At 67.9% G+C, this 26364-nt stretch carries 21 protein-coding genes; 10 read left to right on the plus strand and 11 right to left on the minus strand.

Annotated elements, in window-relative coordinates; translation table 11 throughout:
• Positions 1-65: 65 nt before the first annotated feature.
• Positions 66-923, minus strand: coding sequence for a cell envelope integrity EipB family protein (locus tag TSH64_RS25290; protein WP_109453023.1), 858 nt, complete (start codon positions 921-923; stop codon positions 66-68).
• Positions 924-1031: 108 nt separating this feature from the next.
• Between TSH64_RS25290 and TSH64_RS25295 the strand changes: the two genes are divergently transcribed.
• The 9 genes from TSH64_RS25295 to TSH64_RS25335 all read left to right on the plus strand — a co-directional run bounded on the left by TSH64_RS25295 (position 1032) and on the right by TSH64_RS25335 (position 12600).
• Positions 1032-2060: a D-glycerate dehydrogenase gene (locus TSH64_RS25295; protein WP_247873141.1), complete on the plus strand. Its 1029-nt coding sequence runs from the start codon at positions 1032-1034 to the stop codon at positions 2058-2060.
• 297 nt (positions 2061-2357) lie between these two features.
• Positions 2358-3074, plus strand: coding sequence for a GGDEF domain-containing protein (locus tag TSH64_RS25300; protein WP_109449254.1), 717 nt, complete (start codon positions 2358-2360; stop codon positions 3072-3074).
• A 301-nt stretch (positions 3075-3375) separates the two neighbouring features.
• Positions 3376-3783: a response regulator gene (locus tag TSH64_RS25305; RefSeq protein ID WP_098739544.1), complete on the plus strand. Its 408-nt coding sequence runs from the start codon at positions 3376-3378 to the stop codon at positions 3781-3783.
• 41 nt (positions 3784-3824) lie between these two features.
• A complete protein-coding gene (locus tag TSH64_RS25310; RefSeq protein WP_109449256.1) occupies positions 3825-5219 on the plus strand; it encodes a PleD family two-component system response regulator in 1395 nt (464 codons plus the stop codon).
• A 106-nt stretch (positions 5220-5325) separates the two neighbouring features.
• The gene (locus TSH64_RS25315; protein WP_109449259.1) at positions 5326-5991 is read left to right on the plus strand and encodes a phosphatase PAP2 family protein; all 666 of its coding nucleotides are present in this window, start codon (positions 5326-5328) and stop codon (positions 5989-5991) included.
• A gap of 224 nt (positions 5992-6215) precedes the next feature.
• A complete protein-coding gene (locus TSH64_RS25320; RefSeq protein ID WP_109449261.1) occupies positions 6216-9734 on the plus strand; it encodes a DEAD/DEAH box helicase in 3519 nt (1172 codons plus the stop codon).
• A gap of 224 nt (positions 9735-9958) precedes the next feature.
• Entirely contained in the window at positions 9959-10765 is an 807-nt protein-coding gene (locus tag TSH64_RS25325) for an enoyl-CoA hydratase (protein WP_109449263.1), read from the plus strand.
• Positions 10762-11283 (plus strand): CoA-binding protein, encoded by a 522-nt coding sequence (locus tag TSH64_RS25330; RefSeq protein WP_109449265.1) that lies wholly within the window; start codon positions 10762-10764, stop codon positions 11281-11283. The genes TSH64_RS25325 and TSH64_RS25330 overlap by 4 nt, the downstream gene beginning before the upstream one ends.
• A 21-nt stretch (positions 11284-11304) precedes the next feature.
• Entirely contained in the window at positions 11305-12600 is a 1296-nt protein-coding gene (locus TSH64_RS25335; RefSeq protein ID WP_109449267.1) for an O-acetylhomoserine aminocarboxypropyltransferase, read from the plus strand.
• Positions 12601-12621: 21 nt separating this feature from the next.
• On the opposite strand, the gene TSH64_RS25340 is transcribed toward TSH64_RS25335, so the two are convergent.
• From TSH64_RS25340 to dprA, 8 genes are all read right to left on the minus strand, one after another.
• Positions 12622-13863, minus strand: coding sequence for an MFS transporter (locus TSH64_RS25340; RefSeq protein WP_109449269.1), 1242 nt, complete (start codon positions 13861-13863; stop codon positions 12622-12624).
• Positions 13864-13996: 133 nt separating this feature from the next.
• Positions 13997-14416 (minus strand): alternative ribosome rescue aminoacyl-tRNA hydrolase ArfB, encoded by a 420-nt coding sequence (arfB, locus tag TSH64_RS25345; RefSeq protein ID WP_109049835.1) that lies wholly within the window; start codon positions 14414-14416, stop codon positions 13997-13999.
• On the minus strand, positions 14413-15309 hold the full coding sequence (gene rsmA, locus TSH64_RS25350) for a 16S rRNA (adenine(1518)-N(6)/adenine(1519)-N(6))-dimethyltransferase RsmA (protein ID WP_109449271.1): 897 nt from the start codon (positions 15307-15309) through the stop codon (positions 14413-14415). The genes arfB and rsmA overlap by 4 nt, the downstream gene beginning before the upstream one ends.
• A gap of 68 nt (positions 15310-15377) precedes the next feature.
• Entirely contained in the window at positions 15378-15686 is a 309-nt protein-coding gene (locus TSH64_RS25355) for an AzlD domain-containing protein (protein WP_109449273.1), read from the minus strand.
• On the minus strand, positions 15679-16401 hold the full coding sequence (locus tag TSH64_RS25360; RefSeq protein WP_109449275.1) for an AzlC family ABC transporter permease: 723 nt from the start codon (positions 16399-16401) through the stop codon (positions 15679-15681). Before TSH64_RS25360 ends, TSH64_RS25355 begins: the two co-directional genes overlap by 8 nt.
• 22 nt (positions 16402-16423) lie before the next feature.
• The gene (locus TSH64_RS25365; protein ID WP_247873142.1) at positions 16424-17290 is read right to left on the minus strand and encodes an AraC family transcriptional regulator; all 867 of its coding nucleotides are present in this window, start codon (positions 17288-17290) and stop codon (positions 16424-16426) included.
• A gap of 217 nt (positions 17291-17507) precedes the next feature.
• On the minus strand, positions 17508-20312 hold the full coding sequence (topA, locus tag TSH64_RS25370; RefSeq protein WP_109449279.1) for a type I DNA topoisomerase: 2805 nt from the start codon (positions 20310-20312) through the stop codon (positions 17508-17510).
• Positions 20313-20358: 46 nt separating this feature from the next.
• A complete protein-coding gene (dprA, locus tag TSH64_RS25375; RefSeq protein ID WP_109449281.1) occupies positions 20359-21495 on the minus strand; it encodes a DNA-processing protein DprA in 1137 nt (378 codons plus the stop codon).
• 384 nt (positions 21496-21879) lie between these two features.
• On the opposite strand from dprA, the gene TSH64_RS25380 reads away from it, so the two are divergent.
• A complete protein-coding gene (locus TSH64_RS25380; protein WP_109449284.1) occupies positions 21880-23358 on the plus strand; it encodes a PAS domain-containing methyl-accepting chemotaxis protein in 1479 nt (492 codons plus the stop codon).
• Between the two features lie 24 nt (positions 23359-23382).
• Here TSH64_RS25380 and TSH64_RS25385 read toward each other — a convergent pair whose 3' ends face one another.
• Both TSH64_RS25385 and TSH64_RS25390 read right to left on the minus strand, forming a co-directional pair.
• Positions 23383-24795 (minus strand): replication initiation protein, encoded by a 1413-nt coding sequence (locus tag TSH64_RS25385; protein WP_109449286.1) that lies wholly within the window; start codon positions 24793-24795, stop codon positions 23383-23385.
• Between the two features lie 722 nt (positions 24796-25517).
• Complete coding sequence (locus tag TSH64_RS25390) at positions 25518-26270, minus strand: sulfite exporter TauE/SafE family protein (protein WP_109449288.1); 753 nt, start codon at positions 26268-26270, stop codon at positions 25518-25520.
• Between the last annotated feature and the right edge of the window lie 94 nt (positions 26271-26364).

Genomic DNA, 26364 nt, shown 5'->3' on the forward strand with positions numbered 1-26364 from the left:
ATATCCCATAGGCCGGTAAATGCTGGGTGAAATGTCACGGCCGGCCCCCTCGGCCGACCGGCTTCTCAGCACCCCGATTTCGGCAGAGCCTCGATCTTTTCCAGCACGGCGTTGACGGTGAAATCGCCATAGTCGATCTGCATGGACTCGGCGATGCCGTTTTCCAGCAGATGCAGGCTCATCTCATATTCCGGCTGGGCCGAATCGCTCTGCACCGGGAAAAAGGCCATACGGACCGGCCAGGCCTTGCCCACCTTCAGCAACGGATCCTTGGCCGAATCCTTCGGCGCACCGGGCTTGCCGACGACGGTCGACACCTCGGTCGGGCCCTCCGCGTCGGAGCCGTCGAAGATTGTGCGGGTGAAGAAGGGCTCCTTGCGTTCGGCATGGTCCAGGATCGCCAGCGTGTGGGCGGTCGGGAACATGGTTCCGGCCGGCAACTCCATCTCCTGCGGATCGGGCTTGGTGAACTGGGCGCTGCCGCCGCCGCCTTCGCCCAGGTTCGCCTCGCCGCGCACCTCCTCGTCGACCTCGCCGTTCACCAGCTTGCGGACGTTGAAGCGGTAGCGCAGGCCGTTCTTCGCCTCCCACGTCGTGTAGTTGGTGTTCATCGCCATGTCCTCGCCCTCGCTGTAGACGAAGCGCAGCTGGAAGCGCTGCTCCGTCGTCCAGCCGTCGCAGGCGTCGGCCCATTCGAACATCATGCGGCCGCGGACGTCGCTGACCTTCGAGCCGTTGCGTGCCGACCCCAGCGACATGGCGTAGATCGCCCGGTGGGGCTGGATCTTTGCCGCCACCGCCGCCAGCGAGGTCGCGGCCGGCTGAGCCAGGGCAGGGGAGGCCGCGAGAAGCGCACCGGCGGAAACGGCGGCTGCGAAGACCGCACCAACGGTTGCCGGGAGGGCAGAGAGACGGTCGAGCAAGACGGGATCCACAGGTGATTGACGGCTCTTGGTGGAGTATGGGTGTTTTTGCCGCGGTCCGAAAGGCCCGCCACCCGAATGTCCTATCAATGGAAGGGAACCGCCGGAATGACAAGCCCTGCCGAGGTGCAGCCCGTGACGCAGTCGGACAGTCCCGTCTCCCGCTCCGCCGGGCGCCCCGTGCTGCTGCTGACCCGCCGCCTTCCCGACGCGGTGGAGGCGCGGGCGTCGCGCGACTACCGGGCGGTGCTCAATCCGGAGGACCGCGCCTTCAGCGGCGAGGAGATCGCCGCCCGCGCCGCGGAGGCCGGGGCCGATGCCGTGCTCTGCTGTGCCGGCGACCGGCTGGATGCCGCCGCCATCGCCGCCCTGCCGCAGAGCGTTCGGGTGCTGGCGACCTTCTCGGTCGGGACCGACCACATCGACCTGGAGGCGGCGCGCGCCCGCGGCCTGACCGTCACCAACACGCCGGACGTGCTGACCGACGCCACCGCCGACATCGCCCTGCTTTTGCTGCTGGGGGCGGCGCGGCGCGCCTCGGAGGGCGAGCGGATGATCCGCGCCAATGCCTGGACCGGCTGGACACCGACCCAGCTGATGGGCACCCATGTCGGGGCCAAGCGGCTTGGCATCGTCGGCATGGGCCGCATCGGACAGGCGGTGGCGGCCCGCGCCCGCGCCTTCGGCATGGCCATCCATTACAGCAACCGCCGCCGCTTGGCCCCGGAGCTGGAACTGGGCGCCATCTATCATGCCGATCCCGAGGCGATGCTGCCGGTGTGCGATGTTCTGTCGCTTCATTTCCCGGCCACGGCGGAAACCCGACATTGGCTGAACGCCGACCGGATCGAGCGGCTGCCGCCCGGCGCCATCCTGATCAACACCGCGCGCGGCAGCGTAGTGGATGACGGCGCGGTGATCGACGCGCTGAAGCGCGGGCGCCTCGCGGCGGCCGGGCTCGACGTGTTCGAGAACGAGCCGAATCTGCATCCCGGCTACCGCGACCTGGCGAACGCCTTCCTGCTGCCGCATCTGGGCAGCGCCACGGTGGAGACGCGGAACGCCATGGGGTTCAAGGCGCTGGACAATGTCGACGCGGCGACGGCCGGCCGGCCGGCGCCGGACCGGGTGGTGTGAAGGGAGGGTGGAGCCTTTTGCCGGCCGCCCTCCGCTGCCTGCCCTCCACTGGCTGCGATCCCCTGCCTGCGATCCTTTGCCCGGCACTCCCGGCAGGGATTTCCTCCCCCGAACGATTGGAGTGGGCAGAAGATTCCGGTCTGGTGGGAAAGAGGCTCCACCCCTGCCGAATGATCCACGGGCGCAATCCGCCGGAAATGCATAAAATGCTTGGTATCTCCGGGGTGCGACGGGTTGGCACGGGGGTTGCTTGGAGAAAGGCGAAGTGTTCCGACCTTCATCTGAGGAGCCGACCCCATGAACGCCATCGTCGCCGCCCTGGACCTGAAGCATCATGCCGCCGACCGTTTCGACGTGCCGGCAGGCTGGTCACCGGTCGCGCTGGCCTCGCGCGTCGGGCTTCTGCGGGGGACAGAGCGCCAGACGCTGGACGAGACGATCGCGTTGCTCGCCGAGGCAAAGGAGACGATCGTCGAGTTGCAGGAGCGCATCGCCTACCTGGAAAGCCTGACGATGACGGACGAGCTGACCGGCCTCCTGAACCGGCGTGGCTTCTACAGCCACTTCCGGCGCGAACTGGCCTCGGCCCGGCGCACCGGCACCGCCGGCGGGCTGCTGGTCATGATCGACCTGGATGGCTTCAAGGCCATCAACGACACCCATGGCCATGTCGCCGGCGACGCCTATCTGCGGCAGGTGGCCCGCATGATCGTCGGCAATGTCCGGCAGGAGGATGTCGTCGCCCGGCTGGGTGGCGACGAGTTCGCCGTGCTGCTGACCAACACCGACACCGCCAACGGCCTCGCCCGCGCCCGCCAGCTGGCCGCCATCGCCGATGCCACCCATGTGGAGTGGGGTGGCCAGAGCCTGCCGGTCCGCTTCTCCGTCGGCACCCAGCCCTATGGCGCCGAGGACAGCGAGGACGAAGTGATGCGCCGCGCCGACGCCATGATGTATGGCGCCAAGGGAGCCCGCCGCCGCGACGCCAAGCGCAAGGCGAAGCGGGCGGCCTGAGAAGGCCGGCGCTGCCCGTCATTGCCGTTCCGGACAATCGAGACCGCCCGCGTCCGCCGCGGGCGGTTTTCCGTTTCCCGACAGGGTGATCGCAGTCCGATAAGGGATGCCGGCGAGCGGTTCGGTAACGACTATTTAACCGTCGCGACCTAATCAGAAAGGGGGTATACCGGATCTGCGGTCCCGCAACCGCGACTTCGGCCCGCCGGCCGGGGGGAGCGCGTCCGCGGTGCGCACGGTGCGGCATCGGACCGCGTGAACGGGACAGCGTGAACGCGGGGGTCACACCCAGGGAGGATGCATGCCAGCGGAGCCGTGCGGACCATTGGAGACCGGTGGTAAGCCGACCAAGACCGTCCTCATCGTCGAGGACAACGAGCTGAACATGAAGCTCTTTCATGACCTGCTCGAGGCCCACGGCTATGGCACGCTGCAGACCCGCGAAGGCATGGAGGCGATGCGTCTGGCCCGCCTGCATCGTCCCGACCTGATCCTGATGGACATCCAGCTTCCCGAAGTGTCGGGGCTGGAGGTCACCCGCTGGATCAAGGACGATCCGGAGTTGAAGAGCATTCCGGTCGTCGCCGTCACAGCCTTCGCCATGAAGGGCGACGAAGAGAAAATCCGTCAGGGCGGCTGCGAGGATTATGTGGCGAAGCCCATCTCGGTCGTGAAATTTCTTGAAACGGTCAAGAAGTTTCTCGGGTAAGTCGCTTTCATCTGTACCAATTCTGCAGGATTTCCCTTCCGATGTCCGCGCGTGTCCTTGTTGTCGATGACGTTCTGCCCAACGTGAAGCTGCTCGCGGCAAAGCTGACGCGCGAATACTTCAATGTGCTGACCGCCTTCAACGGACCCGACGCGCTGGAGATGGTGCGGACGGAATCGCCCGACATCGTCCTGCTGGACGTCATGATGCCGGGCATGGACGGGTTCGAGGTCTGCGAGAAGATCCGTTCCGACCCCGCCACCATGCACATCCCGGTGGTGATGGTCACGGCGCTGTCCGACATCGCCGACCGCGTCCGCGGGCTTGAGGCGGGAGCCGACGATTTCCTGACCAAGCCGGTGAACGACATCGCGCTGTTCGCGCGCGTCCGCTCGCTGGTGCGGCTGAAGATGATGATGGACGAGTGGCGCCTGCGCGAGACCACGTCGGGCCAGTTCGGCGTCATCGAGCGCAGCGGCACCATGCTGAGCGAGTCCTTCGAGCGCGCAAGCGTGCTGGTGCTGGAGGATTCCGCCCTCGACCTCGAAAAGATCACGGACACGCTGGAGCGCGACCACAACACGGTGACCTCCGCCGACACCTGCGCCAAGGCGTTGGAACGGGCGCTGGGCAGCCCGCTCGATCTGGTGGTGGTCAGCTTGACCCTGCTGAACGAGGATGGTCTGCGGCTCTGTTCGCAGCTGCGCTCGCACGAACGCACCCGGCAGGTGCCGATCCTGCTGATGGTCGACGACGGCGACCTTGGGCAGGTGGCGAAGGGGCTGGAACTCGGCGCCAACGATTACGTCATCAAGCCGGTCGACCGGAACGAACTGCTGGCCCGCGCCCGCACCCAGATTCGGCGCAAGCGCTATCAGGAACGGCTGCGCTCCAATTACGAGCAGAGCCTGTCGATGGCGCTGACCGACAGCCTGACCGGCGTCTTCAACCGCCGCTACGTCAACGCCCATCTGCCCCGGCTGCTGGAGCGCGCCATCGACAGCCACAAGCCGGTGTCGGTGCTGATGTTCGACATCGACCATTTCAAGGTGGTCAACGACACCTACGGCCACGCCATCGGCGACGAGGTGCTCCGCGAGGTTTCCGCCCGCGCCAGCCGCAACCTGCGCACCTTCGACCTCGTCGCCCGGCTGGGCGGCGAGGAATTCATCGTCATCCTGCCGGACACCGACGGCGAAGCGGCGCTGATCGTCGCCGAGCGCCTGCGCTCGCGCATCGCTGACTTCCCCTTCGCCGTCTCGGCCGACCGCGGCGAGATCAACGTGACGGTGTCGATCGGCATCTCCATCGGCGGCCGGCTGGGCGATACCGCCGAGGGTCTGGTCCGCCGGGCCGACGAGGCGCTGTACGAGGCCAAGCGCTCTGGCCGCAACTGCGTGATCGCCGACGCCCGCGCCGACCAGCTGGAAGGTTGAGGGGCGGACCCAGGCGTCCGCACCCCTTTTTCGTCCCCTTGCTGTCCCTGCTGCGCCGCACCATGTGGCAAAGCCGTTCCTTTCCACCGGCATCATTGGGGATCCGATGCTCGCCACCGCCAGCGGCGCCATCACCCATCTGGGCAGCAGCAGCCTCCTCGTTCCACTGTCCGCCCTCTATGCGACCGCGCTGTGGCGGCACCACTCGGCGCCGCTGGCGCTGCGCTGGCTGCTGGCCCTGGCGCTCTGCCTTGGCGCGATGGTCGTGCTGAAGCTGATCGGGCATGGCTGCGGCCTGCCGGACTTTCCGCTGTTCCCCTCGCTGTTCGCCGGTGACCGCTTCATCAGCCCCAGCGGCCATGCTGCCTTTTCCGCCGTCTTCTACGGGTCGGTGTCGGCACTGGCCGCGCGCAATGCTGAATCGCGCTGGCTGCGCATCGGTCTGCCGCTGGCGGCGGTGGCGCTGGTGCTGGCCATCGGGGCCTCGCGCGTCGCCGTCTCGGCCCATTCCGGGGCGGAGGTGGTGGCCGGGCTGACCATCGGCGGGCTGTCGGCCCTGCTGTTCCTGTGGAGCAGCCGCAAGGACGGCGCCCCGCGGCTGCGTCCCTCTCCCTGGCTGGCGGGTGCGATGGTGCTCGGGCTCGCCCTGCTGGTCCATGCCGGCGACCCGTCCTTTGTCGAAGGGACCATCCGCTGGGCCGCCCATCAGCTCGGCAGCGGGGCCGGCCTGTGCGAGCTGGCCGGCCACGTGTTTCCCGGCAGCCGCGGATAACTCACCAACCGGGGTGAAGCCGGCGGCATCCTGTGTTATGACGGACGGCCGCGCACGGTCCCGGCAACACGGCGCCGTTCACGTCACTGCTCAAGCCAAAGGCTTGCGCTGCGCTGCGTAAGATCCTATACCGACGCCCCGTTTCCGTTCCGTTCCGTTCCGTTCCGTTCCGTTCCGTTTTCGCGCCCAACCCATCCAAACTGCCCTGGTCACCCCCGCACCGCATGTCGCTTTTTGATGCCTTGCCGCGTGGCCCTTCGTCGGGTGGCGCCGCCGTCCCCTTCGGTCAGGATGACCTGACGCGCGTCTTCGATGCCAAGACGCTGCAGCGCGGCCGCACGCTGATGATGACGGGTGCGGTGGCGCTGGGTGCGCCCGGCAGCGACCGGATCGAGGCGGAGGTCAGCGACCTCGGCCGCCGGCTGTCGGTGACGGTGACCCCGGTTCAGGGCAAGCGCGGCGTGGTGCTCGACCGCACCTGTTCCTGTGGCCGCAACGCCTGCGCCCATATGGCGGCGGCGGCGATGCTGGCACTGGAAAGCCGTCCGGAATGGCGCCGCGCCTCCCTGTTCGACGTGGCCGACGTGAAGGCGCCGCTCGCCCCGCCGCCGCCACCTCCGGTTCCGCTCGCGTCCCCGCCGGCCGCTGCGGCCACCGTACAGCCATCGGCGCCGTCTCCCGCATCGCCTCCTGTGCCGCCGGTTGCTCCCAAGCCCCCGCTCACCCTGGTCCGTCCGCCGGTTCCGCCGCCGGTCCGCAGCGTGGCGCCACCCCCTCCGCCACCTCCGGCCCCGAAGCCGGAGCCGGTGCGCAGCCTGCGCTGGACGCTGGAGCCGGGGCAGGGCGATGTGGCCTGCTACATCCTGGCGGAGTTCGTGGCGGAGGGGGAGGCCGACGGCAGCCCCGCCACCCCGCGCGACGTGCTGGCCAAGGCGCCGCGCTCGCTGGACGGCGATGCCGACCGCGCCATCGCCCGGCTGCTCGGCGGCGGCGGTACGGAGCGCACCCCCGTCGCCAAGAGCCGGGGCGAGGCGGTGGATCGCCTGCTGCGTCGCTTGCTCTCCACCGGCCGGCTGCGCTGGCGTGACGGCACCCCGCTGGCCGAGGCGCCGGGCCGCACCGTCCGCACCTTCCGCGACCCGGCCACGCGCAAGCTGCGCCCGACCGGTCTGCCTGAGCGCAGCGTGCTGGTGAAGGGCCAGTCCTACTGGTGCGTCGACAGCGCCACCGGCACTGTCTTCCCGGTCGATCTCCAGGTGGTGGAGGTGCCGAAGGCCAAGCCGGTACCGCCCGCCCCGCCGCCGCCGCCGGTGCCGTCGAAGGCCACCCCGTCGCGCCTGTTCGGCCCGTCGCGCGGTGGTGTCGCGTCGATGCCGCGCATCGCTCCGCCACCTCCGTCTATTTCCACGCCTAGCTTCCGCGACAGCGGCATTCCCGGCGTGCGCAGCGGAGCGGCGGATGCCGCGGCCATCGTCGAGCGCTCCCCCCGCATCATCGCCCGCCTTGGCCGCGTGGTGACGCCGGCCGATGGGCTGGTCGACGTGCTGCGCCTGTCCTTCGACTATGGCGAGCCCGGCAATGCGGTGGAGATCGAGCCCGACGACCAGCGCCAGTTCGCCCGCTACGAGGATGAGTTCAATGAGGTCACCTTCGTCCGCCGCGACAAGGCCGACGAGCAGGCGGCGCTGGACCGGCTGTCCGGCCTCGGATTCGCCCAGGCGCGCATCGAGCCGCCGAAAGGCGCCTTGAACGCCCGCGGCTCCCGCGTCCACTGGCTGACCGGCCGGGACGTCGAGGAGCGCTGGCAGCATTTCCTGACCAACGAGGTCCCCGCCCTGACCAAGGCCGGCTGGATCATGGAGGTCGGCGCCGATTTCGGCACCAAGGTGATCGAACCGGGCGCCGAGGTCGAGGTCGCCGTGCGCGATGCCGGCGATGGCTGGTTCGACCTGGATGTCGGTGTCGAGATCGACGGCGAGCGCCAGCCGCTGCTGCCGATCCTGGCCCGGCTGGTGGAGAAGGGCGGCCTGTCGACCACCCGCATCATCGACGGCCGCGCCCACATCGTTCTCGACGACGGCAACGTGCTGGCCCTGCCGGCCGAGCGGATCGAGCGGCTGCTCAGCGTGCTGGAAGCGATGCTGGACAGCGGGCGCAGCAGCGGCGACCGGCTGAAGGTTCCGCTGGCCGAGGCCGATTCGCTGCTGGACATCGACGACCTGATCGCCCGGCGCGGCGACGAGACGGCGCAGATCGACGGCTATCTCCAGCGCCTGCGCGCCGACGAGATGCCGGGCGACATGACCCCGCCGCCGGGCTTCAAGGGGGAGCTGCGCGACTACCAGCGCGGCGGCCTTGCCTGGATGCAGAGCCTGCGCGCCAACAACGTCGCCGGCATCCTGGCCGACGACATGGGTCTCGGCAAGACCGCCCAGACACTGGCCCACATCGCCATGGAAGAGCATGAGGGCCGGCTGACCGAGCCCTGCCTGGTGGTGGTGCCGACCAGCCTCGTGCCGAACTGGGTGGCGGAATCGGAGCGCTTCACCCCGCATCTGCGCGTCGTCGTGCTGCATGGCATCGACCGTCACGGCAAGCTGTCGGAAATCGACCGCGCCCACATTGTGGTAACCACCTATGGCGTGGTGGCGCGCGACGTCGATCTGCTGAAGCGGCTGACCTGGCACATGATCGTGCTGGACGAGGCGCAGGCGATCAAGAACCCCGACGGCAAGGCGACCCGCGCCGTGGCGGCGCTGCCGGCGCGGCATCGGCTCTGCCTGTCCGGCACGCCGGTGGAAAACAATCTGGGCGAGCTGTGGAGCCAGTTCGCCTTCCTGATGCCGGGCCTGCTGGGCGACCGCAAGGAGTTCGGCAAGCGCTACCGCGTGCCCATCGAGAAGCGCGGCGACAACACCCGCGCCAACCTGCTGATGCGCCGCATCCGCCCCTTCCTGCTCCGCCGCACCAAGGAGGCGGTGGCGAAGGAGCTGCCGCCGAAGACCGAGGTGGTGGTGCGCATCGACCTGGAACGCGACCAGCGCGACCTCTACGAGACCATCCGCTTGTCGGTGAACGAGACGGTGCGTGCGGCGCTGGCCGCCAGCGGCAAGGGGCTGGGGCAGAACGCCATCGCGGTGATCGACGCGCTTTTGAAGCTGCGTCAGGTCTGCTGCGACCCGCGCCTGCTGAAATCCATCGCGGCGCTGGGCGGCAAGGCACGGCCGAGCGCCAAGCTGCACGCCCTGACCGAGATGGTGAAGGAGATGGTGCCGGAAGGCCGGCGCATCCTGATCTTCTCGCAGTTCACCACCATGCTCGACCTGATCAAGCTGGAGCTGGAGAAGGCCGCCATTCCCTATGTCGAGCTGACCGGCCGCACGCTGGACCGCGCCGAACCGGTGAACCGCTTCCAGAACCGGGAGGTCCCGGTCTTCCTGATCAGCCTCAAGGCCGGTGGCCGCGGCCTGAACCTGACCGCCGCCGACACGGTGATCCACTACGATCCCTGGTGGAACCCGGCCGCCGAGGATCAGGCGACCGACCGCGCCTATCGCATCGGCCAGGACAAGCCGGTCTTCGTCTACAAGCTGATCGCCGCCAACACGGTGGAAGAGCGCATTCTCGACCTCCAGCGCCGCAAGGGCAGCCTGTCCGACGCCACCATCGAGGGCAAGGGACTGGTCAGCGCACTGGATGGCGGCGACATCGACTATCTGCTCGGTGACGGCGACGAGGAGTAGTGGGTATTCCCTTTCCCGCCGTTTTGTGTTGCTTCCGAAAACCTACTCCATAAGAAGACTTCAAAGGTTTTCCACAGAGATCCTTGTTGAAATCCTCTGCAGCATGTCGTCTCATCCTCCCTGCCTTGCAGGTTCCCCGTGTTGCCTGCAGGCTTGGCGCGTTAAGCTGCCCGCGGTGCGCAACCGAAATCCGGAAGCCGAAGACGCACGGGAGGACAACAACCATGAGCACCGCAGTCACCACCCACGATCCCCATGCTCCGCTGGTCCTGCGCGAGGACCGCGACGGGGTCGCCACGCTGACGCTGAACCGGCCGAAGGCGCGCAATGCGCTGTCGGTCGGGCTGATGGCGGCGTTGCAGGATGCGCTGGACGCCATCGACGAGGATCGCTCCGTACGCGCCGTGGTGCTGGCCGGGGCCGGCGGGGCCTTCTGCGCCGGGCACGACCTGAAGGAGATGCGCGCCGCCCCGTCGCGTGACCTGTACGAGGCGCTGTTCACCCAGTGCTCGCGCCTGATGTTGACGATCAACCGCATCCGCCAGCCGGTGATCGCCAAGGTGCGCGGCGTGGCAACCGCCGCCGGCTGCCAGCTGGTGGCGACCTGCGATCTGGCCTATTGCGAGGAGGACGCGCGCTTCGCGACTCCGGGCGTCAACATCGGGCTGTTCTGCTCGACGCCGATGGTGGCGCTGACCCGCGCGGTCGGGCGCAAGGCGGCGATGGAGATGCTGCTGCTGGGTGACCTGATCGACGCCGAGGAGGCGGAGCGCATCGGCCTCGTCAACCGCGCGGTGCCGGCCGACCAGCTGGACGAGGTGGTGGCCGGCGTCGCCGCCAAGATCGCGTCGAAGTCGCCCCTGACTCTCGCCACCGGCAAGGAGGCCTTCTATCGCCAGATCGATCTGGACGCGGAAAGCGCCTATGCCTACGCCGCCAAGGTGATGACCGAGAACATGATGGCGCAGGATGCCGCCGAGGGCATCGACGCCTTCCTCGGCAAGCGCACGCCGGTCTGGTGCGGGCAATGAGCGAATCCAAGATCACCGAGCCGGCCGACTACACGGACGCCTTCCTGCGCGGCGTCCTGGAAAGCGCGAAGAGCATCGCCGTGGTCGGCGCCAGTGCCGATCCGGTGAAGGCCAGCTTCTTCGTGATGAAGTACCTGCGCGACAAGGGCTACACCGTCATCCCGGTCAATCCGAAGATGGCGGGACAGACCATCCTCGGCTTGGCCGTCTATGCCAGCCTCAAGGACCTGCCGGAGCCGCCGGACATGGTCGATGTCTTCCGCAACTCCGCCGCCGCCGGCGGGGTGACGGACGAGGCGATTGCCGCCGGGGCCAAGGTGGTGTGGATGCAGCTTGGCGTGCGCAACGACGAAGCGGCGACACGGGCCCAGGCCGCCGGCCTGACCGTGGTGATGGACCGTTGCCCCAAGATGGAAATCCAGCGCCTCTATGGCGAGATCGGCCGGATCGGGGTCAATTCCAACGTGCTGGTGACGCGCCGCAGGGCGCCGACGAAATCCTTCAAAAAACTGATCTGAAAAACTGGGGGAATCACACAGATGACTGAGCAGAAGAGCTTCGGCTTCGAGACCCGCGCCATCCATGCGGGCGCCGCTCCCGACCCGGCGACCGGTGCCCGCCAGACGCCGATCTACCAGACCACCAGCTTCGTCTTCGAGAATGTCGACGATGCCGCCTCGCTGTTCAACCTGCAGAAGGTCGGCTTCATCTATTCCCGCCTGACCAACCCGACGGTGGCGGTGCTGGAAGAGCGTCTCGCCAATCTGGAAGGCGGCGCCGGCGCCACCGCGACCTCGTCGGGCCATGCCGCGCAGTTGCTGGCCCTGTTCCCGCTGATGGCGCCGGGCGACCACATCGTCGCCTCGAAGAAGCTCTATGGCGGCTCGCTGAACCAGCTCGGCATCAGCTTCCCGCGCGCCTTCGGCTGGCAGCCCAGCTTCGTCGACACCGATACGGTGGACAACGTCAAGGCGGCGCTGACCGAGAAGACCAAGGCGATCTTCGTCGAAAGCCTTGCCAACCCCGGCGGCGTGGTGACCGACATCGAGGCCATCGCCAGGATCGCCGACGATGCCGGCATCCCGCTGATCGTCGACAACACGCTGGCGACGCCCTACCTGATCAACCCGATCCAGTGGGGCGCCACCCTGGTGGTTCATTCGACCACCAAGTTCCTGTCCGGCAACGGCACCTCGGTCGGCGGCGTGGTGGTGGACAGCGGCAAGTTCGACTGGAGCAAGTCCGGCAAGTTCCCGGCGCTGAGCGAGCCCGATCCCGGCTATCACGGCCTGCGCTTCCACGAGACCTTCGGCCATCTCGCCTTCACCATCCACGGCCATGCCGTTGGCCTGCGCGACCTCGGGCCGAGCCAGGCGCCGATGAACGCCTTCCTGACGCTGAACGGCATCGAGACGCTGCCGCTGCGCATGCAGCGCCATGCCGACAGTGCGCTGAAGGTGGCGCAGTTCCTGGAAGGCCATCCGGCGGTCGGCTGGGTCAGCTATGCGGGGCTGGAGTCGTCGAAGTACCGTGCGCTTGCGCAGAAGTACCTGCCGCGCGGCGCCGGTGCCGTGCTGACCTTCGGCGTCAAGGGAGGCTTTGAGGCCGGCGTGAAGGTGGTGGAGAGCGTCGAGCTGTTCAGCCACCTCGCCAACATCGGCGATGCCCGCTCGCTGATCATCCACCCGTCCTCGACCACCCACCGCCAGCTGTCGGCGGAGGCCCAGGCCTCGGCCGGCGCCGGTCCCGAGGTGATCCGCCTGTCCATCGGGCTGGAGACGCCTGAGGACATCATCGCCGACCTCGATCAGGCGCTGAACAAGACGCTGGCGTAACCGGTCAAGTCCGGCGGCGGGTCACTCCGCCGCCGGCACCGGCTCCGCCACCGGTTCGGCCTTGCGGCGGTCGTCCGGCAGCAGCAGGGCTGCGGCGAAGGCCATGGCGGCCAGCACCGACAGGGTCAGATAGAGCATGGTGAAGTCGCCGGTGCGCTCATAGACCCAGGCGACGAGCTGGACCGCCAGCGGACCGGCGCCGAAGGACAGGATGTATTTTGCGCCATAGGCAAGCCCGCGATGCTTGTCCGGGGTGTAGCGGGCCAGCAGCATGTTCTCCGCCGGGATCTGCGTCTGCGAGGCGATGACCACGAAGGCGGCGGCGGCCACCAGTGGCAGCTCGGCCAGGACGGCCACCGCGGCCATCAGCGGAATCTGGGCCAGCAGGCAAAGGACATAGACTCGTTTCAGCGAATGCCGGTCGGCTAGCACGCCGCCGATCATTTGCGGCAGGGCGGAAATCAGGTAGACCGCCGTCACCAGCCCGCCGACCCCCAGCGTGCCGCTGCCGAGCCAGCCGCCCAGCCGCGCCTCGAACAGCTTGGGCAGCACCACCTGCATGGCGTTGAAGATCAGCCCGGCGCAGACCATGGTCAGCGACAGCACGAAGAAGGCGCGCACCACGTCGCCGCGCGACGGCTTGGGCTGCGGCTTCACGTCGGCATGGCGGTCCTGAACCACGCCGGTCATCATCAGCACGGCCAGCACGACGCCGAGCACGAGGCAGATCGCGCCGGGGATGATGAAGGCCATGCGCCAGTTCAGCCATTGCGTCAGGCTGCCGGCGACCACCGCGGCGGTGGCGACGCCGAAGGTTCCGAACAGGCCGAGCCAGCCCATCGCCTTGCCGCGGTTCTCGGCGTTCGCCATCATCCAGGCCATGCCGACGGGGTGGTAGATCGACGCCCCCAGCCCCAGCAGGGCCAGCGACCACATCAGCATCTCCGGCCCGTCCGACAGCCCGGCCAGCATCGCCCCGGCGCCGGTCATCAGGTAGAAGACGGCGATCATGCCGGCCGAACTCCAGCGGTCGCCCAGCCAACCGGCCAGCGGCGCCCCGAGACCGATCATGAAGGCGCCCAGCGTCCACAGCCGGATCAGCTCGTCATAGGACAGCTTCCACTCGGTCTCCAGCGCCAGCACGATGGTCAGGAACAGAGCCGAGACGATGTGCATCAGCGAATGCCCGACCCAGGCGAAGCCGACCGACAGCCGGGCCGAAGTCGGCGACGGCAGGGCGGCGCTGGCGAATGGATGACTCATCGAACGTCTCCGGCCCCGGATTTGTCCTCGCGGGGGAATGTTTTGCAGGCAAGCGAAAGGCAAGGCTGGCACGGGATGGTTGAACCGTCCAATGCGCCTGTCTCATGGCGGGCATGCCGGGTGAGTGTCCGGCTCAGTCCTGCACGTTCCCGCGCATCTTCTTCACCTCAGACCGCTTGGCCTTGCCTTCCAGCCGCCGCTCCTTGGAACCCTTGGTCGGCTTGGTTGGGCGGCGGGGCGGCGGGGGAGGGGCAGCGGCTTCGCGGATCAGGTCGATCAGGCGCTCGCGCGCGTCCTCGCGGTTGCGCATCTGCGAGCGGTGACGGTCGGCCACCAGGATCAGCACGCCGTCCTGGGTGAGGCGCGATCCGGCCAGCCGCTCCAGCCGGTAGCGCACCGGATCGGGCAGGTTGGGGGAGTGGCGCACGTCGAAGCGCAGTTGGACCGCCGTCTCGGTCTTGTTGACGTGCTGGCCGCCGGGGCCGGAGGCGCGGACGAACTCCTCCTGCAACTCGCTTTCGTCCAGGCTGATGCGGGGATTGACCCGGATCATGCCGGGCTCTCAAGTGGGTTGCGGACGCGGAAGGCGCGGGCCAGCGCGGCGAAGCCGGCAACGTCGATCTCCTCTGCCCGTGCGGTCGGGGCGATGCCGGTCTCCTCCAGCAGCGCTTCGGCATTGCCCAGCGACTTCAGGCTCTGGCGCAGCATCTTGCGGCGCTGGCCGAAGGCGGCCGCGGTGACCTGCTCCAGGGCGCGCCAGTCGGCCGGCTCCGGGTTGGCGCGCGGAGTCAGGTGGACGACCGTCGATTCGACCTTGGGCGGCGGGGTGAAGGCGCGCGGCGGCAGGTTGAACAGCACGCGGGCATCGGAGCGCCATTGCGTGATCACCGACAGCCGGCCATAGGCCTTGCTGCCCGGCTTCGCCACCAGCCGGTCGGCGACCTCCTTCTGGAACATCAGCGTCAGGCTGACATAGGCCTCGATCCGCGCCAGCCAGCCGAGCAGGAGCGGAGTGGCGACATTGTAGGGCAGGTTGGCGACGATGGCGCGCGGGGCCGGTGCCAGCTCCTCCGGGTCGACCGTCAGGGCGTCGGCCTCGACGATGGTCAGGCGGCCCTGCGCGGCCTCGATGACGTCGGCCAGGGCTTCGATGAAGCGGCGGTCGCGTTCGATGGCGATGACCTTCACCGCGTTGGTCGCCAGCAGCGCGCGGGTCAGGCCGCCGGGACCGGGACCGACCTCTATGGCGGTGGTGCCGGCCGGCAGGTTGGCCGAGCGCGCGATCCGCCCCGTCAGGTTCAGGTCGAGCAGGAAATTCTGCCCGAGCGACTTGCGCGCCTCCAGCCCGAAACGCGCGATCACGTCGCGCAGCGGCGGCAGGGCGTGCGGGTCGAAAGCGGCCGGAGCGGGGGCGGGAGCGGCGGGGGCGGAGATCGGGTCGGTCATTCCCGATTTATAGGCAACCCCCGTGCGCTTCACCAGACGGCAGTTTGCAACAGGGGCCCATTGGGAGATCACATCAGCCGGCGCAGCACCACCACGGCCACCACGCCGGCCGCCACCGCGACCACCATCGGCACGCGCCGGGCGATCAGGCAGACGAAGGCGGCGGCCAGCGCGTCGGAAGGGCGCGACATTGCGGCCGGCGCCACCAGGGCCACCAGCACCGCGCCGGGTGTCGCCTCCAGCGCCGCATTCGCCGCCGGACCCAGCCGCAACCGCGCGATCAGCCATGGTCCGCCGATTCGCGTCATCCAGGTGACCAGCCCCCCGCCCAGAACGATGGCGAAGACGCTCCAGTCCAGAGTCAGGGCTTCAGGCATCGCGGGTCCTCCCTAGCCCCTTCGCTTGGAGGGCCGCAACCGCCCCGCCGGCCAGGGCGCCGGCCAGGATGTGCCAGGTTCCGCCGGTGGACAGCGCATGGACGGCCAGCGCCGCAGCGGCACTCGCCAGCCAGGGCGGTAGCGATCCGATACCGCGCCAGAACCCGGCCAGCAGGCAGAGGAAGACGGCGATGAAGGTGAAATCCAATCCCCAGGCGGTGGGGTCGGCGATCAGCGCGCCGGCCAGCGTCCCGGCCACCGTGCTGGACAGCCACGCAAGATAGAGCGTCGCCGCCACACCGTACCAATAGGCCAGCGACAACTCCGGTCCGCGGCGCAGCGCCAGCGCCCACTGCTCGTCGGTCATGAAGAACAGCGCCAGCCCCGCCCGTGCCCGGGGCACGCCGCGGAAGCGCGGCTCCAGCGTCGCCCCCATCAGCAGGTGGCGCAGATTGACCAGCAGGATGGCGCCGACCACCGCCAGCCCGGCGCTGCCCTTGTCCAAAAGCTCGACCGCGACGAACTGGGAACTGCCGGCGAAGACCAGGGCGCTCATCAGCCCCATGTCCAGCGCCGACAGGCCGGCCTTGGCGGCGAGGCTGCCCAGGAGGAAGCCGAAGGGAATGGCGCCCGCCACGATGGGCAGGCTATGGACGACACCCGACGCGAAGTCCTGCCGCGGGGATGCCGGTACGGCGAAGCTGCCCGTGCTCATGTCTGTGCTCATAGGGAGGAAGCTAGGCTGCGGCGGCGGGCGCGTCTTGGATCGGATTGCTGCCGCGCCGGTATTGGCCGGGGGAGACGCCGACCCGTCCCTTGAACACCCGGTTGAAATGCGCCTGATCGCAGAAACCGCAGGCCAGTGCCACGTCTGCCAGCGGCAATTGCCCCGCCAGCAGCCGCTTGGCCTGGGCGACCCGCCGGTCGGTCAGATAGCCGTGCGGGGTCGTGCCCACCGCCGCCCGGAAGACACGCAGCAGATGGAAGCGGCTGAGCCCGGCCGCCTCCGCCAGATCGGCCAGTTCGACCGCGCTGTCGAGATGGGCATCCAGATATTCCCGCGCGCGGCGGACCGCCGCCGGTTCCCGCCCCGCCTCGCGCGGACGCGCCGTCAGATCGCCATGGCGCAACGCCAATGCTGTGAAGGCGCGCAGCGCGTCGGTGTCGGCGCGCAACGGTTCGCGGTACGGCCCCTCCAACCCATGGTGCAGGCCGCGCAGGATGTGGAACAACTCCGGGTCGTCCAGTTCCATGGCGGAGAAATGCGGCGCCGCAGGCCGGCCCAGCGCGTCGGCCATCGCCTGTTCAAACAGCGTCACCGAGGGATAGAACATGCGGTAGGCATAGCCGTCCGCCGCCGGGCGGCCGTCATGCAGGATCTCGGGATCCAGCACCACCACCTGTCCGGCCCGCGCCACCCGTTCGGTGCCGCGGCAGCGGTAAAGCTCGGTCCCGGCGGTGATCACGCCGACCACATAGGTCTCGTGCGTGTGCGGGGCGTAGCTGTGGCGCTGGAAGCGGGCGTTCAGGCATTCCATGCCGTCGAAACGCGCCTCCCGCCACAGCCGGGCGAAGTCGCCGCCGCCGGCTGCTGTCCGGTTCAATGAAGGATCTAACGCGGATTGCTGGTCCATGCCGCAGTCTAACAGGCGGGCGCCCCGGTCGTCTTGGACAGGATTGCTGGCAGGCGCCTCATGCGGGTGGCGCGTTACACACTGTTACACAGCGTCAGCTTGGCCGATATCGTCCGGTTACAGTCGCGCGCGATCATCCCCCTCTTCCCGATGGGAGGAGGGGGAACTGCCAGGGTGGCGAAGGCGGTTAGGACGCCTTCGCGGTCTTCTTCTTCGGCGCGGCGGCTTCGGCGGGTGCATCCTTCGCAGCCTTGGCCTTGGTCGCCTTCTTGGCGGCCGGCTTCTTGGCCGCAGCCTTCGCCGGTGCCTTCGCCTTGGCTGGCTTCTCCGTCTCGGCGCCGTCGGCCTTGGCCGGCTCGGCGTCCTTGGCCGCCTTTCCGCCCTTCTTGGCGGCATCCTTGGCGACCTTGGCGTCGATCAGTTCCAGCGCCTGCTCCAGCGTCACGCTGTCCGGCTCGGTCCCCTTGGGGATCGAGGCGTAGACGCTGGCGTGCTTCACATAAGGCCCGAAGCGGCCCGACCCCATGGTGATCGGCTTGCCGGTCTTCGGGTGGTCACCCAGCGTCTTGGCCGGGGCCGACGCCTTCTTGGCAGCGCCGGCCAGCAGGTCGACGGCGCGGTTGATGCCGATGGTCAGCACGTCGTCGTCGGGCGTCAGCGACTTATAGACGCTGCCATGCTTCAGGTAGGGACCGAAGCGGCCGATGCCGGCGCTGATCTCCTCGGCCGTTTCCGGATGGTTGCCGATGACGCGCGGCAGGGCCAGCAGCTTCAGCGCGGTGTCGAGATCGACGTCGGCCGCGGCCATGCCCTTGGGCAGCGACACCCGCTTGGGCTTCGGCGCCTCGTCCTTCTTCTTTTTCTTCGCTTTCGGCTTCTTGCCGTCCGCCGCAGGCTCCTCTGCGGGCGGCTCCTCCACCGGCGGGGCAGCGGCGGCGGGCGCCGGGCCGAGCTGGATGTAGGCGCCGTAGGGACCGCGACGCACCGTCACCGGCAGGCCGGTCTCCGGATCGTTGCCCAGCTCGCGCGGGCCTTCCTGCGCCTCGCCGTTCTCGTCGTTGGCGACGGCCAGCGGCCGGGTGTAGCGGCATTCCGGATAGCGCGAGCAGCCGATGAAGGCGCCCATCTTGCCCAGCTTCAGCCCCAGCCGGCCCTCGCGGCAGACCGGGCAGACGCGCGGGTCATGGCCGTCCTCGGTGGCGGCCGGGAAGAAATGGGCGCCCAGCTCGTTGTCGAGCGTGGTCAGCACCTGGGTGATCGTCAGGTCCTTGGTGCCGTTCACCGCCACGTCGAAGGCGGTCCAGAAATCGCGCAGGACGGTCTTCCAGTCGATCTTGCCGTCGGAGATCTCGTCAAGCTGGTTCTCCAGCTCCGCCGTGAAGTTGTACTCCACATAGCGGTGGAAGAAGTTCTCCAGGAAGGCGGTGACCAGCCGGCCGCGGTCTTCGGGGATGAAGCGCCGTTTGTCCAGCCGCACGTAATTGCGATCCTGCAGCACCTGGAGGATCGAGGCGTAGGTGGACGGGCGGCCGATCCCCAGCTCCTCCAGCTTCTTGACGAGGCTGGCTTCGGAATAACGCGGCGGCGGCTGGGTGAAGTGCTGTTCCGGGTCGATGTCGCCGCGGGAAAGATCATCACCCTGGTCCATGGCCGGCAGCCGGCGTTCCTGCTGGTCATCCTCGGCCGCGTCGTCACGGTCCTCCTGATAGACCTTCAGGAAGCCGTCGAACACGACGATGGAGCCGGTGGCGCGCAGCACCACGTCCTTGGACGGGCTGGCGATGTCGACCGCCACCTGGTCCAGCACGGCACTTTCCATCTGGCTGGCCAGCGTGCGCTTCCAGATCAGTTCATAGAGCCGCAGCTCGTCACTTTCCAGATAGCCGGCCACCGAGTCGGGGCGGCGGTGCAGGTCGGTCGGCCGGATGGCCTCGTGGGCCTCCTGGGCGTTCTTGGCGGCGGTCTTGTAGACGCGCGGCTGGGCCGGGACGTAGCGCTCGCCATACTGCGTGCCGATCAGGCCGCGGGCGCCGTCGATGGCCTCCTGCGACAGGCTGACGCCGTCGGTTCGCATATAGGTGATGAGGCCGACCGTCTCGCCGCCGATGTCCACGCCTTCATACAGCTTCTGCGCCGTGCGCATGGTGCGGGTGGCGCCGAAGCCCAGCTTGCGCGAGGCCTCCTGCTGCAAAGTGGAGGTGGTGAAGGGCGGCGACGGGTTGCGGCGGCTCTGCTTGCGCTCCACCGTCGAGACGGCGAAGGCCTGCGGACGGATCCGCGCCACCGCGGCCTCGGCGGCCTCGCGGTTGGGCAGGGCGAACTTGTCGAGGCGCTTGCCGTCCAGCTGGGTCAGCGACGCGGTGAAGGCAGAGCCGGCCGGCGTGGTGAAGCCCACCGCGATCGACCAGTATTCCTGCGGCTTGAAGACCTCGATCTCCGACTCGCGCTCGCAGATCAGGCGCAGCGCCACCGACTGCACGCGGCCGGCGGACTTGGAGCCCGGCAGCTTGCGCCAAAGCACCGGCGACAGGGTGAAGCCGACCAGATAGTCCAGGGCGCGGCGCGCCAGATAGGCGTCGACCAGCTCCTGCGACACGGCGCGGGGGTTGGCCATGGCGGTCTGGACCGCGGACTTTGTAATCTCGTTGAAGGTGACGCGCTGGACGTCGCGGTTGTCGGACAGGTGCTTCTCGCGAAGGAGTTCGGACAGATGCCAGGCGATGGCCTCTCCCTCGCGATCCGGATCGGTTGCGAGGTAGATGCGGTCGGCCGACTTCACCGCCTTGGCGATTTCATCGATGTGGCGCTTGGAGCGGTCGCCCAGCTCCCATTCCATCGCGAAGTCTTCGTCCGGGCGCACCGAGCCGTCCCGGGCCGGTAGGTCGCGGACATGGCCGAAGCTGGCGATGACGGTGTAGTCGTCGCCCAGATACTTGTTGATGGTCTTCGCCTTGGCCGGCGATTCGACGATGACGACGTTGCTGCCCGGCAAGAAACCAGCCCTTCGCGTATGCCCACTCAAACCAAGGCGGCGCCGATCAGGCGAGAGAGACCTGATGACCGGGAAGACGCTGGACTCGGCCGGCAAGCTCAAGTTCCAGAACCACGGTCAGCACCACCGGAGCGGACAATTGGCACCCGCGAACGAGTTCGTCAATGGTGACGGGCGAGGGACCGAGGTTTTCCAGCACCACGGCACGCGCCTTGGCAAGGTCGGATTCGTCGGGTTCCATCGCTCGGCCATGGGTGAGGGCGGGTGCGCTGAACAGGTCGGGCTGCCGTTCGGCCAGCGTCGGCGGGCGCAGGGTTTCGATGGCGCGCAGCACGTCGTCGGTGCGCTCCACCAGCGTGGCGCCCTGGCGCAGCAGGTTGTTGGTGCCATGGCAGCGGGGGTCGAGCGGGGAGCCCGGCACCGCCATCACCTCGCGTCCCTGCTCCAGCGCCATCCGCGCGGTGATCAGCGAGCCGGAGCGCAAGGCCGCCTCCACCACCAGCACCCCCAGCGACAGGCCGGAGATCAGGCGGTTGCGGCGGGGGAAGTGGCGGGCCTGCGGCTGGGTGCCGATGGCGCTTTCCGCCACCGCCACGCCCTGCGCCAGGATGTCGCGGTACAGCCCCTCATTCTCCGGCGGATAGACGACGTCGATGCCGCCTGCCAGCACCGCGGCTGTGCCGCTGGCCAGCGAACCGGCATGGGCTGCGGTGTCGATGCCGCGGGCCAGGCCGGAGACCACCAGCAGCCCGGCCGCCCCAAGCTCCCGCGCCAGAGACTCGGCGAATTTCTTGCCGTTCAGCGAGGCGTTCCGCGCTCCGACGATGGCGACCGCGCGCCGTTGCAGCAAATGGGCATGCCCCATGATCGAGATCACCGGCGGCGCGTCGTCCACCGCGGCCAGGGGTTCCGGGTAGTCCGGTTCGCAGGCGCAGAGCAGCCGGGCACCGAAGCGGCGGTTGGCCTGCATCTCCCGCTCCGCCTCCGCCTTGGCGGCGATGCGCAGCGGCTTGGCCCGCCCGCCGCGCCGCGCCAGATCCGGCAGCATGTCGAGCGCCTTGGCAGCGCTGCCATACTGGTCCAGCAGGCGGTGAAACGTGATCGGCCCGACATTCTCCGTCCGGATGAGGCGGATCCAGTCGAGCCGTTCGGCATCGGTCAAAGGGCGGCGCGGTTGTGTCATGCGGCAAACATTTACAACCTGCTATCGGCTCGTTCAACATACATTCGCGTTATTTCGCCCTGAATTCGATGTTTGTGCTCCTGCATGGGTCGGCAGAGCCGTGTCTGCGGGAATGCCATCGGTCTGGGGTAGCGGCGCGCCGTTGCGAAACAATCTTATTCTGGTGCGGCAACGAAATTCCATTCGCCAAGTTGGAACCAAGATATTAGCTTTAATTCATCTTTGAGATCTATGCAAAAAGTCTATGGTTATTCGCGTTACATGGCAGCTGGATGCTTCATGGATCATGAAAATTGTCACAACCTGACAGATTTATTCTTATGGAAACCTCTGCGGTTATCGCTATTATTCGCATACATAATAGAGTACTCACGTGGGGGAGCGATGTTCGGACGGGGAAAGCAGACTCTTGCGCTCAAGCGCAAGATGGCGGCGCTCGATGCGCTGCGCGCCAAGGTGATGGTGGCGGATGCCGATCTGACCATCGTCCATGTCAACCCCGCGGTGGTCGGGCTGCTGCGCCAGGCGGAGGGCGATCTGCGCAAGGAGTTGCCGCGCCTGGACGTCAATCGTCTGGTCGGCAGCAACATCGACGTCTTCCACAAGAATCCCAGCCATCAACGCGGCATGCTGGCGGCGCTGACCAAGCCGCACAGCGCCACCATCAAGGTCGGCGGGCACCAGTTCGACCTGCTGGTCACGCCGCTGACCGAGGACGGCCAGCGCATCGGTTTCGTCGTCGAATGGGCCGATGCCAAGGATCGGCTGCAAAACCTCGACTATGCCGCGCAGATGACGGCGATCAACCGGTCGCAGGCGGTGATCGAGTTCACCACCGAAGGCATCATCACCAAGGCCAACGACAATTTCCTGAAGGTGATGGGCTATCGCCTGGACGAGGTCGTCGGCAAGAACCACAGCATGTTTGTCGAGACCGCCTACCGCGACAGTGCGGACTACGCCCGTTTCTGGGAAACGTTGCGGCGGGGCGAATTTCAGGCGGCGCAGTACAAGCGGATCGCCAAATCCGGCAAGCCGGTGTGGATCGAGGGCGCCTACAACCCGATTCTCGACGAGAAGGGACGGGTGGTCAAAGTGGTCAAGTTCGCCGTCGACGTGACCGCGCAGGTCCAGTTGCTGAACAACCTGAAGATCATGATCGACAAGAATTTCGGCGAGGTCGATCAGGCGCTTCACCTGTCGATGGGAGAGGCGGACTCGGCCAACCACGCCGCGGGTTCGACCTCGGCCAGCGTCCAGGCGGTGGCCGCGAGTGCCGAGGAACTGGTCGCCTCCATTGGCGAGATTTCCCAAAGCATGACCCGCGCCCGCGCGGCGACGGACGGCGCCTTCGACCGCACGGTGACGGTGGCGGAAAGCACCGACAGGCTGGCGACGGCCGCCCAGGCGATGAACGGCATCGTCGGGATGATCAACAGCATCGCCGGCCAGATCAACCTGCTGGCGCTGAACGCCACCATCGAAGCGGCCCGCGCCGGAGAGGCGGGCAAGGGGTTCGCCGTCGTCGCCTCCGAGGTGAAGAACCTCGCCAACCAGGCCGGCAAGGCGACCGAGCAGATCTCCGCCGAGATCGAAGGCATCCAGTCGACCTCGACCGAGGTCGCCACCGCCTTGAGCGCCATCCGCGAGGCGGTCGCGGCGGTGCGGGAGCATGTCACCGGCACGGCGTCGGCGGTGGAGGAGCAGAGCGCCGTCACCCAGACGATGTCGTCCAACATGCAGAGCGCATCCGCCGCCGTGGCGACGGTGACCTCGAACATCACCGCCATCTCCAGCGCGGTCAGCCAAGTGGCCGGCGCGGTCGGACGGACCAAGGAGGCGGCGCACGTCCTCGTACGCTGACGCGAAGGCGCGGCGGGCCGATCCTTACGTCTCGGGGGAGACCGCCTTCGCCACTTTGGCCTTGCGCGCCGCCACCTCGAACGCGACGTCCTCGATCAGCCCGCCGGTCAGCGAGGACAGGGCCGACTTCAGGCTCGGCCAGTGATTCATGCGGGCGGTGTCGGCAACGGCGGCGTTCCTGGCCATCAGGACGAGGCGGCGGCCGCCCTGGGGGGCCTCCTCCACCCGGTCCGGCTCCAGCTCGGCCAGCAGCGGCGCGGGCACCTTGCCCTTCAAAGCGTGCAGGACGGCGGCCCACAGGGCGGTCACGTCGTCGGCGTCGGGCAGCGGGCCCAAGTCGGCGAGGCCGGCCTCCACCGGATCGGCAGGAGCCACGGTGTCGACCTTGCCGATGCGGCGCGCCCGGCGGCCGGCGCTGTGGCGTTCGCGCTCCAGATAGGTCTCGGCCGCCTCCTCCTCGTCCTTGGCGAGGAATTCCAGCGTCACCGCCTCGATCTTGCGGCCTTTCCGCTTCATCTTGTCTTCCGGCATGCTGACGCGGAAGGGGGCGAGCTGGTTCACCTCGGCGATGGCGCGGTCGATGGTGCGGGTGCGCAGGATGCCGAAATCCTTGTAGGCGCCCTCCGGCACGTTCATCAGCTTGCGCAGCGTGTCGATGTCGAGCTCCAGCGACGGATAATCCATCTGGTAGCGCTGCATGCCGATCTCGTAGAGCTTCAGCGCGTAGGTGCTGGTGACCTTGACCATCGCCGGACCGGACAGCTTGGCCCACAGCTGCGACGAGCGCTGGATTTCCAGGAAGGCGTCGGTGAACTGGAAATGGATGTCGGCGGCGTCGCTGTCCTCCTCCTCCTCCGGCCGGACATAGCTGGAGAGGATGCGCAGTTCGGCGCGCGACCGCCGGCCGCGGAAGGGACCGATGACCACCAGGCTGGAATCGAAGATTTCCTTCAGCGCGTCGAAGATGCGCTCGTTGCCCTTGTGGTTGCCGCGCACCACGCGCTTGGGCATGCGGTAGAGCTTGTTGGCGAAATTCTGGCTGCCGGCGAGATGGATCATGAAGTTCAGCATCTTCTGCGCCGGCAGCGACAGCCGCGTGCCGTTGGCGGGATAGCTGTAGACCGCCTCCGCCGCCTTGATCAGATGCTTGTAGCCGTCGCGCTCGAAGGTGGCGCTGGCGACGCGGGCGGTCAGGCCGGCGACCGGGGCCGCGGAGTCGGCGCTGACCGCCGGCAGCGTGGCCGCCGCGCCGTCGCCGTCGATCACAGCACCGCCGGCCAGATCCTGCGGGCCCAGCACCACCAGCCCCGGTCCGCCCTTCGCCGATTCCGCAATCCTGTCGGCAGTCATCGGGGCCGCCATGGGCGCAGCCGCATCCGACGGGACGGACTCCTCCGCCACCGTGCTGCGCGCCTTCCTGCGCCCCGTCCCCGCCATAGCCGTCCTCCGCCAGAATCGGGGGAGGCTAAATCAATCCTTACCAGAAAAACAAGTAAGGAAAGGGTCGCGCCGCAGAATCCTTTTCATCCTTACACCCTGGGGGCGGAACCCTTACGCCCCGGGGGGTGTGCGAATCGCCCCCGCCCCGTAAGGCTGTTTCCCCCACCCTGTAAGGAAGATTCGCACCGACTCGCGGACTCCCCTGGAGATTCGCGCCGACGAATCCTCTTAAAAGGGAAAGGGAGTCGCAAAGCCTTGCCAAGTGCCGGATCCGCAACCGCTTCCCCAAGGCGTCGACAGCGCGAATCTGGCCCCAAGGGGTCTGTCGACATGGCCGCAGGTGCCGAATCGCACCGACTCGATTCGCAAAGACGCCCTTGAGAGAGCGGCGCCATCCTTACTCCCTGGGGGAGCAACGCCATTTTTGCTGTCCAGGGCTCTGTGGGCAAGCACAATCCTTACGGCTTGGGGGCGCTGACAACCGGATCCAGGCCCCCGAGAGGTAAGGATCAGGCCATTCATGAGAGCCCTTCGTCCGATTCTGGGCTGTGCAAGGAGCCACGGACGCTTGGACGCCCCCAGGATGTAAGGAAGCCCGCCCCCAAGCCGTAAGGATCGGGGAACGGGCCTGTCTTGCGCACCGGGCTGGAGTGTAGCCCCCAGGGAGTAAGGATAGGAAAGAAGGAACAGGATAAAGCTTTGTTATATAATGTTTTTTCTCAATGGGCCGCCAGCAGCAGAAGCCCCTGGCCGAGATAGACGCTGGCGGTTCCCATCACCAGATAGCGGCTCCACAGGCGAAACTGGGCGTCGCTCATACGGTCGAGGACGCGGCGGGAGAGATTCGTGCCGATCAGCGCCATGGCGATCGACATCAGGATCACCGTCGATTCCACCGTCTCGTCGCCGCTGCCCGCCACCAGCGGGGCGAAATAGACGATCTTCACCAGATGGCCGACCGATTGGATGGCCGCCTTGGTGGCGACCACGCTCTGCCGGGTCATGGCGCTGCGGATGAAGAAGGTGTCGAGCAGGGGGCCGGAGATGCCGGCGAGCAGCTGGATGCCCATGCAGAGGAAGCCGCCCAGCACGCCATGCAGCGGCTTCTGCGCGTTCAGCGCCCAGCGGGCGGGGATGGCCAGCGCCAGGAAGGGCGTCAGCCCCAGGATCAGCAGCGACACCGCCCGGTCCGGCACGGCGCCGACCAGGGCGAACAGCAGGCCGGCGACCGAACCGCCGAGCGCGAAGCGCAGGATGACCGGCCAGACGACATGGCGCCGCCACAGCCACGCCCGCCAGCCGTTGGAGGCGAACTGCGTCACGCCATGCAGAAGCATCGCCGACGGCACCGGCAGCAGGATCAGCAGCAGGCCCATCAGCACCATGCCGCCGGCCATGCCGAACAGGCCCGACAGAAACGAGGTCACGAGAACGGTGAGGCCAAGCCCCACCATCAGCGGAAGCGTCAGCATGAATCGCCCAATCTCAGAGAGGATGGCCGGAAACTCTCACGCGCACGGTTGCGCCGCAAACGGCATTGTTCGATGCTCAGCCCCAGAAAAAGTT

It is taken from the genome of Azospirillum sp. TSH64 (genome assembly GCF_003116035.1).
Taxonomy (GTDB): domain Bacteria; phylum Pseudomonadota; class Alphaproteobacteria; order Azospirillales; family Azospirillaceae; genus Azospirillum.